We start from the raw sequence: 11,320 nt of genomic DNA on the forward strand, positions 1-11,320 counted from the left end.
ATGGCATTGTCGCGGAATAAAAAAATCAAAGCCTCTGATAGGCACGGAAGCTGGTTTGAGTTGGTCGTCTTTTTTTTCATGTCCAGCACGTTTTATCTTATCGGAGCCCTAATGAATAGTTCCTGGACGGGAGAACGAGGACAGGCTATTGGAGAGTATCTGCGCATCAGGGGAGGCGGGGCGCTCATTGTCCCCCTGTTATTTTTGGTTTATCTCTGCGTCGCCTGGTTTGCCAGGAGTCGTATTCCGAGACCCCTAGGACAGATTTTCGGAACGTTACAACTTTACCTTTCGACGGCGTTTATATTGGGCTTGTTTAGAAACGCGGGAGGAAATCTGTCCTGGGCTTTGAGTCAGCCCGGAAGAGTAGGTGACGCTTTGACCCAATTTTTCCGCTTAAACTTAGGGATCTTGGGCACGATTTTCGTAGCGATTGTTTCTTTGCTCTTGTCGGCCATTCTTTTTGGTTTCCAGTTTCCTTTACGGTTTTTCCACGTCTTGACGGCGCGCTTTATGAAGGGAAACGTGAGGGAACGCGGCAAGAGAGGGCGTGAGGCAAGAGGCAGAGAGGTCATAGGCAGAGAGGCCAGAGCTAAGGAGGCCAGAGCCAAGGAAGCCAGAGCTAAAGAAGCCAGAGCTAAAGAAGCCAGAGCCCAAGAAACCAGACTTAAAGAAAATAGAGTCAAAGAAAACAGAGAGCGAGTGAGGGGAAGAGCGCCTACAACAGAAAACACGGTCTCGGTTCCACCTCTGTTTTTGGAAACCTCTTCTTTGAATGTGCAAGCCAAAAGCATACAAACCGCCTCATCCGCTCCCTTTGTACAGCCCACGGAGGTTCTGGAGTCTACGCCCATCGACGGAATGGTGATTGTAGGCAAAGATCTGGTAGGCAAAGATCTGGTAGGCAAAGATCTGATCGAATCGAACGGTTATTCGTCATCCGAATCCCAATCCATCGCCGAGTCCAAAGTTCCGCAAGACGCGAAACCCTTTGAAAGGGAAACGCCGGATCCGGAAACCTTCGAGGCGGAGTCCTCTGAACCAAACTTTCCGCCGCCCTTGGATATTTTCGGTCCCGCCGACAAGAACGACAAAAACGAGGACGAGGAGAAAGAATATGATCTAGCCAATGAACAGGCCAAAACCATCGTCGAGACACTCCAGAATTTCGGTGTCAAATCCAACGTGGCACACATTGTCACTGGTCCCTCCGTGGTTCAGTTTCAATTGGAGTTGGCGCCGGGCATCAAAGTAAGCAAGGTCGCTGGCCTGGCCAACGATCTGACTATGGCTCTGGCGGTGGTCTCCGTTCGTGTGGAGGCTCCCATCTTGGGACAGCGTTACGTGGGCATCGAGATCCCCAACACCAAGCGCAAGGGAATCGCTCTGCGCTCCATCATAGCGTCGGAGGAATTTCTGGATAGCGAGTACGCCCTACCCATGCCTATGGGTGTTCGAGTGGATTCCAAGCGTCTGGTATGTGGACTGGAGGAGATGCCACACCTGCTGGTGGCTGGAACCACAGGCTCAGGAAAGAGCGTTTTTATGAACACCTGTATTTTAGGAATGTGCTATCGGCGCGGCCCCGACGAGCTGAAGCTCATTCTAGTGGACCCCAAACACGTAGAGTTCGCCATATATGACGGGCTGCCCCACCTCCTGGCGCGGCCCGTCTCCGACCCAAAAAAGGCCATCGCCGCGCTTTCCTGGACTGTGCAGGAGATGGAAAACCGTTCGGAGGCCTTTGCGCACGCTAAAGTTCGCAATTTAGCCTCTTATAATGAAAAAGCCCTGCCCAAAAACAGATTCCCTCACATTGTGGTAGTGGTGGACGAACTGGCGGATCTGATGTATACCGCGGGCAAAGAAGTGGAGGGGCTTATCGTGCGTCTTGCTCAGAAAGCCCGCGCCGCGGGAATTCACCTCATTCTCGCGACCCAGCGTCCTTCCGTAGACGTCATTACGGGACTTATCAAGGCAAATGTTCCAGCAAGGGTGGCCTTTGCCGTGCCCTCCCAAACGGACTCCCGAATTATCATCGACACAGGTGGGGCTGAGAAATTGTTGGGCAAGGGAGACATGCTTTTTTATAGTACGCGCTACCCACGCCCGATTCGCTTACAGGCTTCCTTTATCACGGAGGAGCGCACGCTGGAGTTTGTGGAGTCCATGAAAAAAATCTTTGGAGAACCACACTACGTCGAGTTCGAAGATTTTAGTGGCAGCGGCAACAGTAGCGGCAATGAAAACGGGGGAGGCGACAAATCCAGCGCGAGGCGATCAAGGTCATCAATGGATACGGGAATAGCCTCGGCCAGTGGGTTATGAGCGGTCTATTGTCTCGCTTCGCGTTACCCCAAATGGAGATTGCCTTTGAGCGAGAGGTTCGCATAGGGCAACTTGTTGTGTTGGGTGGACGCGCGCCAGACGCGGCTTGGTTGCGTCTCGCGGCTTCGGATAAGTTTATTTGGGCGGCGGACCATGGAGCGGAAGCGTGTAAAACCGCGGGAGTGTCTCCGAACCGCGCCTTGGGCGATTTCGATAGTATTGAAGAAGAGGGCAAGGCATGGTTGGAGCGCCTGGGGGTAAAAACCGAACGCTACCCGACGGACAAGGACTACACGGATTTCCAACTTTGTCTGCGCCAGGCCGAGGGCGACCTGTTGGTGACGGGATGTTGGGGCGGGCGATTTGACCATGCTTTCGCCAACGTTTTTTCTATTCCGTGGGGGCGCGAGTGGGGCGCGAACGTCCGGGCTTTTGCCGACGATCGAGAGGTCCTAGTGCCTCTTGTGGGAGGGGAGTCGGTCGAGCTGTTTTTTCGCGCGCGCCCATCGGTGATTTCTCTTTTGCCTTTTACCGACATTTGCGAAGGAGTATGCCTTCGCGGGACGAAATGGGAGTTAAACGACGCGGAAATTTTTCTGGGGCGCCCTTACACGGTCAGCAATGTTCCCACGGGAGACCATGTGTGCGCGCAAATCCAAAAAGGAAGTTTGGGGGTTTATTGTCTTTTCGAGGAAGTGAAGCTATAGTCTCGCCGCTGATTCTTGAGCGCTCCACACCAGCCGGAACTCCATTCCTTCATACACGCGAACGGGGTTACCGCGCTTGATTTGAGTGTGTTGCAGCCAATCAAGCGACCTGACGAACGCCGCTCCGGCAGTGTTACGGGCGATGACGATTTCTTCAAGGCGGGTCAGAGCAATTTGTCTGTTCACGCGTTGACTGCGTTCTTCTGTACAGACCGTCGTGAGACCGAGGGGCAGGTAGAGAGCCCTAACTCCGGTTTCTACCTTATTGACATTTTGTCCGCCCTTGCCGCCGCTGCGGAAAGTCTCGAACTTTACCAACGATTTGTCGAATACGTCGATTTGTTTCTCGTGGCACAGGCTGATATCCACGAACCAATTTTTTCGTCCATGATGGGGACGGAAGGGGCTTTTACAAATCCACTGCACTGTACCCTCTAAAAAGGACAAATCCGTTTCACTAGCTATCCGCACGGAACGATAACAATTTTCTTTTTTTCCGTTTTCTTTTTTTACATTTTCTTTTTTTCTGTGCTCAGGCTTACATTCTAAAACTTTGATATCCGAAAATTCTCCCATTAAAGAAAATAGCAATTTCCCTACCGCCAGTTCACACTCCGCCGGACCTTGCCCGGAACTTAACTGCAATTCCATTAATGATTACACTTTCACTGTCAAGAGCGGCCGTAATGTGGCGACGACGCTACATAGATTGTGCTGTACCAACGCGTCGATGATATATTCGATACCTTTGTAAGCCTCTGAAGCTTCCTCGTACAACAGGTCAACGTCGTGACAGACGGTCTTGCTTCCGAGGCGCGTTTCGTGGATCGCGTCCTTGTGATATTTGTTCTTAAGACGCCCTTTGCAGAGCGAGCGGATCCATTTCCGGCCCGCGCCATGAGAAAGCGAAAAAGCGGACTTATCCGTATCTTCGACATTCTCACTAGGCGAGACGACATAGGTCAGGCTTCCACGTGATCCTGGGATGACGACCATGCCCACGAGAGCGCTCACCACGCCCTTGCGATGGATATACCGTTTACCGCGTTCTTCGAGAAAATTGTGATGGCAATCGATCAGTGTTTTTACGTCAGGCGAATAGCCAAGATAATCCACCAACTTCTTCGCGACCAACAGGCGGTTGCGGTGTGCCCACAGCAAAGCACTGTCGTGAGCGGTCAGATAAGCCGCGGCACGTTCGCTGTCCGCGGGATAGCCGCCGTACTCCCTGAATTCGCCAAAGACCTGTTGGCCGTAACCGCGTGAGCCACAATGAACCAACAATAAAAGTTGGTTTTTGTTTGCATTGAGGGCCTCGAAACGCTTTTCGTTGAAAATTTTCTCCACTGTCTGAAATTCGGCGAAGTGATTGCCGCCCCCAATAGTGCCCAAGTCTGATATAGGGCTTTCCTCTGGGAAAGGATTATCGATAGGAATGTCCCGCAAGGCTTTGATGTCGTTCAATTTGGTGTAAACGCGGTCTTGCTTGAATTTCTTCACACGGCAGCTTGTCTCGAAGAGCCCCATACCGCAACCGATGTCGTTGCCGATAAGGTGCGGGTAGATTATGCCTTCAGTTTCCAGGGCTACGCCGACGGGAGTTTTACCGGGGTGTAAGTCGGGGAGCCCGACGGCGCGAATTACACCCGGTAGGGCAGCGACGGATTTCAATTGCGCGATGGCATCGCCTTCCATCCAGCATTTTTCGTTCGCTATAAGGGTGATTTTGTCATTGGATCGCGTCATAAAAGCCGCCTCTCAATATCAATTTACCCATGCGCTTCCGCTTGCTTATGCGCTTCCATACAAAGGCTTCCATACAAAGGCTTCCATGCAAAAGCTTTCATGCAAAAGCTTTCATGCAAGGGATTGTAATTGTAAGCGATAATTCTACAAGACGACTATGCCAGATGATCGAGATTATATGTCCAAGTTCTTAACCTCGTGGGCATAGGCGGTGATGAACTCGCGCCGGGGTTCTACCTTGTCGCCCATTAGAATATCGAAGTACTCGTCGGCTAAGACGTCGTCGTCGAGGGCAATCTGCTTCAAAACGCGGTTTTCCGGGTCCATTGTCGTCTCCCAAAGCTGAACGGGGTTCATCTCCCCCAGACCCTTGTAACGCTGTATTCCCACCTTAGCGTCTCCCGCGTCGTTCACGTATCCGCGAAGTTCTTTTTCCGTGTAGCAATAGTTGACCTTTTTACCTCTCTGCACCCTGTAGAGCGGCGGTTGGGCCAAGTAAAGGTAGCCGCTGCCGATCAGCGCCGGCATGTGCCGATAGAAGAAAGTCAGGAGCAACGTGCTGATATGGGCCCCGTCCACGTCCGCGTCGGTCATGATGATGATCTTGTGGTAACGCAACTTCTGAGTGTCGAAATCGTTTCCGATTCCACAACCCAGAGCCTGAATGATCGTCCGTATCTCGTTGTTCCCCAGCATTTTATCGAGCCGGGCCTTTTCCACGTTCAGAATTTTGCCCCGCAACGCCAGAATCGCCTGAAAAGACCTATCGCGGCCCTGCTTCGCGCTGCCGCCGGCGCTGTCGCCCTCCACGATGTAGAGTTCCGTATTCTCAGGGGAGCGGGAAGAACAATCCGCCAATTTACCCGGTAAGCTCATGCCCGACATGGCTCCTTTTCGGACCAGCTCCCTGGCGCGCTTGGCGGCCTCCCTAGCTTGGCGAGCCTTGATGGCCTTTTCCACAATGGGTTTCACCGTGTCTGGGTTGTCCTCAAACCAGGCCAGCAACCCCTCGTAAATAAAGGAGTCCACAATACCTTTGACCTCGCTGTTGCCGAGTTTGGTCTTGGTCTGCCCTTCAAACTGGGGGTCGGTCAGCTTGACGGACACAACGCAGGTCAAGCCCTCCTTCAGGTCGTCTCCCGACAAGTTTTCATCTTTGTCTTTCAGAATCTTTCCGCTGCGGGCAGCCTCGTTGATGGCCCGCGTCATGGCTGTGCGGAGTCCGGAGACGTGGGTGCCGCCCTCCACGGTGTGAATCAGGTTGGCGAAGGAAAAAATGCGCTCCAGATATGTATCGTTGTACTGAAAACCCACATCCACGGAGACCCCGTCCCTCTCGCCCGAAAGGACAATGGGCTTGGGAAAGAGCGCGTTTTTGCCCCGATCCAGGTACTCCACAAAGGCTTTGATGCCGCCCTCGAAGCAGTAGTCCTTGAGTTCCCCTGTACGCTCGTCCTCGATGTGGATACGTAGACCGGGGTTCAGAAAAGCCAGTTCCCGGAGGCGGCTCTTTAACATATCCAGGGAGTGCTTGACCTCTTCGAAGACGGTCGCGTCGGGCATATAGTGGATCCGCGTCCCACGCCATTCAGCAGGAACCGGGAGCGAAAGATCCGTCACAGGCGCTCCTCGCTCGTACCGCTGGGAGCATTCGGCCCCATCACGAGCGATGGTGACCTCCAGCCACTCGGATAGGGCGTTGACCACGGAGACGCCCACGCCGTGGAGCCCTCCCGATACTTTGTAGGCTCCGCCGCCGAACTTGCCGCCCGCGTGCAAGACGGTCAGCACGACTTCGCAAGTGGGGCGTCCGTTGTAGGGGTGAGGATCCGTGGGTATGCCGCGCCCGTTGTCCCGGACAGAGATACTTTCGTCCGCGTGAATGACGACGCTGATCTCGTCGCAAAATCCACCGATCGCTTCGTCTATGGCGTTGTCCACCACTTCGTAGACGAGATGGTGCAGTCCACGGCTGCCAGTGTCTCCAATGTACATGCCGGGGCGTTTGCGCACGGCCTCCAGGCCTTCCAGGACTTGTATGCTTCCGGCGCTGTAGTCGGTGATGTCGCTCATGTCGTACCTCCTCGAAGGACTTTCCATATCATGATTCATAATCATGATTCATAATTTTCTTTAAAGGATACACATTTGGCTCGATAGCGTGTATCATTCCCATAACTGGTTAATTATACCAGGCGCATGAGCGAGGAATGAAAAAATATAAAAATTACGAAAGAAGGTTGTTTTATTTTGCTTGGTTCAAAGTTCAACGTGCAGGGAAAAATAAAAGAAATCCTGGTATCCATGCTGCGTGGCGCGCGCAATGACTGGAAGGCGTTATTGGTGATTGTCTTGGGGAACGTGACCACCGCTTTCGCTGTGATCAATTTCACACTGCCCTATCGTTTCCCCGACATGGGTGTTTCGGGGCTGGCGGTCTTGTCGAACTACGTGTTTGGCGTCTCCCCGAGTTGGGTGGTAGCTGGCGGAAACCTGCTGTTGATCCTTTGGGGCAAAAGAAATTTGCAACTGCATTTCTTGGGCCTGACGGTCTGTTCCATCTTGGTTTTCTCCATTTCAATGCCCCTCTTTCTACTGTATCCCTTGCCTTTGCCCCAGGACAAATTTATGGCTGCTGTCATTACCGGAGTCCTAAAGGGCGTCGCGAGTGGGATGATCTTCAATGTGGGGGGCTCAGGCGGCGGAACGGATATTGTGGCAATGGTGATGCGCCGGCGCTACGGCATAGAGGTGGGTCAGTTCTCCATCTTCGTGAATATTTTCATCCTGGCGCTGTCGTTGAGCGTTATCGGGTTGGATTCCGTGATCTACGGTATCGTGGGACTTTACATCTACGGCGTCACCGTAGATAATGTTATGCGTAAGTTTGATCGGCGCAAACAGGCTTTCATTATCACCAACATCCCCGACGACGTGTGTGATTTCATTTCGGCGACAGGCAGGGGCGTCACCCGCATCAATGCCGAGGGGGCCTATACGGGGCAGCCGCGTACCGTGCTGATCTCCCTATTGGAGGCGCGTCAGGTGATGCAGCTCAAGGTTTACCTTGGGGAAAAAGATCCGAACGCCTTCGTCTCCATTTGCGACGCTACGGAGGTCTTGGGCAGGGGCTTCAAAAATTGGCGATCTCTTTAATATAAATAAAAATTCGCCGGAATGTTATCACCCAAAATGCTGATGGAGCTTCTCGCGCATTTTATGTGGCCCGTCGCCTGTCCTGTGTGTGGGGCTCTTGGGAAGCTGATCTGCGAGGATTGTTTGCGGTCTTTCGCTAAATTCCGACTTCCGCGCTGCCTTTGGTGCGGCGAGCCTATTCCTTGTAAGATCCATAAGGCCGAAACCCCGAAGATCCAAACGGGATTCGTTTACGAGGGGCACGTGAAAGAACTGATTTTGGCTCTTAAATACAAAAGATATAGAGCCCTAGGTCCTCATTTGGGAAAAGCTCTGGCGCGGGTTGTCGCTTGCCCGAAGGTGGACGTTCTCGTCCCCATTCCCCTACACCAGAACAGCAAACGGCGTTATAACCAGGCCGAAGGGATAGCCAAGGGGTTGAGCGAGGTTTGGGGAACCGAGGTTCTGGATGTCGCGCAGTGGAAAATTGATGTTTCACCGCGAGCGGGTGCTTCCTTGTCGGAACGCTTCTCCCTTACCCCTGAGGCCTTCGGTTTCGGCATGGATATTTCTAATCTTCGGGTGGGTTTTGTGGATGACGTCTGCACTACGGGCACAACTCTTTCTTGTCTAGCCAAGGCCGCCCGTGCCCAAGGAGCGGAGGTATGTGGAGCTTTTGTGGTGGCTGGCAGCCCGTTCGTGGGATAAAATACATGAGATAAAATACAGTAGAAACGTATGGCCACGCGTCTCTAGAAAATTCAATAGGCTGAGGAGTTGTATACCGTGGGAAATAAGGTATGTTATGACGATCTTATGAAACTGACCGAATCAATACTGTCAAAAGGTTACGGTTATTCGCATGAGGAATCCGAAGTGACGGCGCGGGTTCTTGTGGAGGCCGATGCGAGAAACATTCCATCTCATGGAGTGTCTCGGCTGGCTTTCTATCGAATGAATAAAGACCGCGGTTTTTCTAAGCCTGGCGCCAAGCCTGAAATCGTCTGGGAGACGCCGTGTTCGCTTGTCGTCGACGGGCATGACGGAGTGGGTTGCTATGTATCGGAATTTTGCGTGAAAAAGATCATCGAAAAAGCGTCTCAGGCCGGCACGGGCTTTTGCGCCGCGCGGAACTCCAATCACTTTGGAATTGCGGGATACTGGGCGGAGACAATCGCTCGACACGATATGATCGGCATGGCGTTCACCAATACCCGAACCTGTGGAATCCCGACCTACGGGCGCCAAAGAATGCTCGGCACCAATCCGATAGCGGTAGGTATACCCGAAGAAAACACGCGCAACAGTGTTTTTTTGCTCGACATGGCGACGACGACGGTGGCTCACGGCAAGATTGAGGTTTACGACAGACGCAAGAAACCCATGCCGCTCGGTTGGGCGGTTGATGAGAACGGCATCGGGACTGCCGACGCCACCGGCTTCGAGAAGATGTTTTTGTCGAATCCGACGTATGGTGGTCACCTTTTCCTTGGTGGCGGGGGTGAGGAAAACGGCGGACACAAGGGTTACGGCCTGGGGCTTCTCGTCGAGCTGCTCTGTTCAGGACTGTCGTTGGGCATGAGCACGGTGGAAACCTTTCGCGAAGGCCAAGGTTCAGGGATAACTCACTTCTTCGGCGCTATCCGACTTGATCTTTTCGGAGATCCGAAAGAGCTGAAGCGTCGAGTGAGTAAAATTCTCGACGATATCCGCAAAAGTGAAAAAGCGGTGGACCAGGAGAGAATTTACATCCACGGGGAAAAAGAATCCGAAGCTCGTGAGAAAGCGCTGAAAGAAGGCATTTTTATCGATGACGCGACACGCGATTTTTTGGGCTCGCTGAGCGAGGAACTCAAGCTGGAACCGATTCGGTTTCTACCGACTGAGGAAGAAGTCACAAGCCTCTCGTGACATACTCCCACGACTAAAGTCATGAGATTCTAAGATCGACAAAGACAGCCGACTAAAACCGGTTTTACGTCTTCTCCTTTAAGAGTGGATGCCCCCACTCTGAGAATATTTACAGCCGCATCGATATCCCGGTTGATATCCCGGTCGTGTTCCGCCCCGCATCTCGGACACATCCATCCACGGACGGACAGAATATTTTATTGAGTCGTTACCGGTACACGACACGCGGACCGTTATTTTTTAAACTCCTCTCCGCGCTCGGAAAGCCGACTTGTTTCAGGGCCATTATTTAAGAATTTAAGAAAAAATTGGAGGAAAGAAAACATAGAGGAATTTTAAAGCTGGCGATCACTTCTTTATACTCGTCATACATAGATAATTTCGCGTGAATGGAATACTGCCCATCCAATATGAGCAAAAAGATCTCATAATTTCCCTGTTCAACAACTATCATGCCAGCAAGCCTTTCTCTCCTAAAAATATTTTCATCAACGGGATGTTTCCTCCCGCGACTGCCGCAAAAGTTCTCCTGTTTTCTATCGACGACAATGACGGCAACCGCCCTCTTGAGCGCGTCGCCAATGTTCCGGCGTTGCGCCAGGACAGAACATTATTGGATGCTCCGGGCTACGACAAAGTGAGCCGACTGTTCTATCACCCTACGGGACATTATCCCTCCTATCCCTGAACACCCGACGCAGGAGGATGCTAGAGCTGCTGCGGCGTGGATATTGGATATGTTTTGTGATTTTCCTTTTGATGACTCCAGTCATGCTAAGTATTTAGGTCTGTTATTGACGTTTCCCGTGCGCGCTCTCTGTGGCTGTGTTTCGATGGCTTTGCTTGACGCTCCGACGTTCTGATTTTATTTATTTTCCATTTTATTCACACAATTTATTCACACAGGATACTATCGTAATAATGCCCGAAAAGGAAGAGGGCCGAAAGAAAATTTGCCATACCTAGGTAATACGCTCAATAGGGAACGCCCCGGCGTGGTTCACCTCGCTTTTGAACGTGATCCGCAACCAGGAAAGGCCGAGGACGCCTTCCACCACTCCGATCTAGATCCGCTCGTCGAAAGGCACGGGACCCTGCTCAATTGTGAACTCGTCCAATCGCGACTATCAAAAAGTGTACCTTTTGCTAGTCACCTTATCACTGACTAGCAACAGCAAAATAGCTAAATTTTTCCTAGGTATTATACCATAATTATTCCAAAATTTTGAGTCCAAATTTTAATTCTGGGATTTTATCAAAAAGTACACTTTTTGATAGTCGCGGTTGGACGAGTTCACAGACAATAAAGATTTAGGTGAGTGAATATGACGGCGCTTTACCAAAAGAACTGGAAAGAGCGGAGGCTTTTTTAACCGACCAAGCAAGTAGGTGAGAGGCGGGGAGCGATGTTATCAATAATTGCAATTAGTATTAGCGGTAAATTTATGGTAAACACGGATACTCATATTATCAGAATCAAATTACCAGAATCA

General features: G+C 51.8%; 9 protein-coding genes. 6 read left to right on the plus strand and 3 right to left on the minus strand.

Translation table 11 applies throughout. From position 1 onward, the window contains the following. Positions 1-2,328: a hypothetical protein gene (locus LBJ36_07465; GenBank protein MDR1378875.1), complete on the plus strand. Its 2,328-nt coding sequence runs from the start codon at positions 1-3 to the stop codon at positions 2,326-2,328. Further along, on the plus strand, positions 2,325-3,035 hold the full coding sequence (locus LBJ36_07470) for a thiamine diphosphokinase (GenBank protein MDR1378876.1): 711 nt from the start codon (positions 2,325-2,327) through the stop codon (positions 3,033-3,035). Before LBJ36_07465 ends, LBJ36_07470 begins: the two co-directional genes overlap by 4 nt. On the opposite strand, the gene prfH is transcribed toward LBJ36_07470, so the two are convergent. The 3 genes from prfH to gyrB form a co-directional block, all read right to left on the minus strand. Further along, on the minus strand, positions 3,030-3,686 hold the full coding sequence (gene prfH, locus LBJ36_07475; protein ID MDR1378877.1) for a peptide chain release factor H: 657 nt from the start codon (positions 3,684-3,686) through the stop codon (positions 3,030-3,032). The genes LBJ36_07470 and prfH overlap by 6 nt on opposite strands. Before the next feature lie 6 nt (positions 3,687-3,692). Beyond that, positions 3,693-4,781, minus strand: coding sequence for an RNA ligase RtcB family protein (locus tag LBJ36_07480; protein MDR1378878.1), 1,089 nt, complete (start codon positions 4,779-4,781; stop codon positions 3,693-3,695). A gap of 174 nt (positions 4,782-4,955) precedes the next feature. Continuing rightward, complete coding sequence (gyrB, locus tag LBJ36_07485) at positions 4,956-6,854, minus strand: DNA topoisomerase (ATP-hydrolyzing) subunit B (protein MDR1378879.1); 1,899 nt, start codon at positions 6,852-6,854, stop codon at positions 4,956-4,958. Between the two features lie 177 nt (positions 6,855-7,031). Here gyrB and LBJ36_07490 point away from each other — a divergent pair, with 177 nt between their 5' ends. From LBJ36_07490 to LBJ36_07505, 4 genes are all read left to right on the plus strand, one after another. Beyond that, on the plus strand, positions 7,032-7,937 hold the full coding sequence (locus LBJ36_07490) for a YitT family protein (protein ID MDR1378880.1): 906 nt from the start codon (positions 7,032-7,034) through the stop codon (positions 7,935-7,937). Positions 7,938-7,958: 21 nt separating this feature from the next. Continuing rightward, entirely contained in the window at positions 7,959-8,624 is a 666-nt protein-coding gene (locus tag LBJ36_07495) for a hypothetical protein (protein MDR1378881.1), read from the plus strand. A 78-nt stretch (positions 8,625-8,702) separates the two neighbouring features. Continuing rightward, positions 8,703-9,827, plus strand: a complete 1,125-nt coding sequence (locus tag LBJ36_07500) for an Ldh family oxidoreductase (protein ID MDR1378882.1) — start codon at positions 8,703-8,705, stop codon at positions 9,825-9,827. Positions 9,828-10,212: 385 nt separating this feature from the next. After that, the gene (locus LBJ36_07505) at positions 10,213-10,515 is read left to right on the plus strand and encodes a hypothetical protein (GenBank protein ID MDR1378883.1); all 303 of its coding nucleotides are present in this window, start codon (positions 10,213-10,215) and stop codon (positions 10,513-10,515) included. Positions 10,516-11,320: the final 805 nt, after the last annotated feature.

The sequence above is a fragment of the Synergistaceae bacterium genome, from assembly GCA_031267575.1.
Lineage (GTDB): Bacteria > Synergistota > Synergistia > Synergistales > Aminobacteriaceae > JAIRYN01.

What these genes read in the sequence shown, in the direction of transcription:
- LBJ36_07465 (MDR1378875.1), top strand. Translation starts at nt 1, where the DNA reads ATGGCATTGTCGCGGAATAAAAAAATCAAAGCCTCTGATAGGCACGGA.
- LBJ36_07470 (MDR1378876.1), top strand. Translation starts at nt 2,325, where the DNA reads ATGAGCGGTCTATTGTCTCGCTTCGCGTTACCCCAAATGGAGATTGCC.
- prfH (MDR1378877.1), bottom strand. Translation starts at nt 3,686, where the DNA reads ATGGAATTGCAGTTAAGTTCCGGGCAAGGTCCGGCGGAGTGTGAACTG.
- LBJ36_07480 (MDR1378878.1), bottom strand. Translation starts at nt 4,781, where the DNA reads ATGACGCGATCCAATGACAAAATCACCCTTATAGCGAACGAAAAATGC.
- gyrB (MDR1378879.1), bottom strand. Translation starts at nt 6,854, where the DNA reads ATGAGCGACATCACCGACTACAGCGCCGGAAGCATACAAGTCCTGGAA.
- LBJ36_07495 (MDR1378881.1), top strand. Translation starts at nt 7,959, where the DNA reads ATGTTATCACCCAAAATGCTGATGGAGCTTCTCGCGCATTTTATGTGG.